Below are 758 nucleotides of genomic sequence, written 5' to 3' on the forward strand. Positions count from 1 at the left end.
GCCCAGCACTATCTGGGTGGCGTTGTGGCCGCGGGCGAAGGCGAGGAGCGCTTCGGGCACGTCGTCGCCGATGACATGGTGGAACGTACCGCCCAGGTCCTCCACCAGCGTGCGCTGCACCGCCAACTCCTTCGGCGAGGCCGCCGTCAACCCGTCACTGCGGGAGACGTACACGGCCAGCACCTCCCCACCCGCACCCTTCTCCGCCAACCGCGCCGCACGCCGGATCAACGTACGCCCCTCAGGCCCCCCGGTCAGCCCCACCACGATCCGCTCACGCGCCTGCCACGTCGAACGGATGTCATGCTCACCCCGATACCGCTGCAGATACTCATCGACGCGATCCGCCACCCACAACAGCGCCAACTCCCGCAACGCCGTCAGATTCCCCACCCGGAAGTAATGCGACAACGCCGCATCCACCTTCTCCGACCGGTACACGTTCCCGTGCGCCAAACGCCGCCGCAACGCCTGCGGATCCATATCCACCAACTCGATCTGATCCGCCCGCCGCACCACCTCGTCCGGCACCGTCTCCCGCTGCCGCACCCCCGTGATCGACTCCACCACATCACCCAGCGACTCCAGATGCTGGATATTGACCGTCGACACCACATCGATCCCCGCCGCCAGCAACTCCTCCACATCCTGCCAACGCTTCGCATGACGACACCCCGGCACATTCGAATGCGCCAACTCGTCCACCAACACCACCGCGGGCCCACGCACCAGCACCGCATCCACGTCCAACTCCGTGA

At 66.6% G+C, this 758-nt stretch carries 1 protein-coding gene; it reads right to left on the bottom strand.

The features are described 5' to 3' along the window. Positions 1 to 758 (bottom strand): universal stress protein (locus IE313_RS34670; protein ID WP_229925203.1); only part of this gene is annotated, 758 nt, incomplete at both ends.

This window comes from Streptomyces sulfonofaciens (assembly GCF_014656295.1).
GTDB classification, from domain to species: Bacteria; Actinomycetota; Actinomycetes; order Streptomycetales; family Streptomycetaceae; genus Streptomyces; species Streptomyces sulfonofaciens.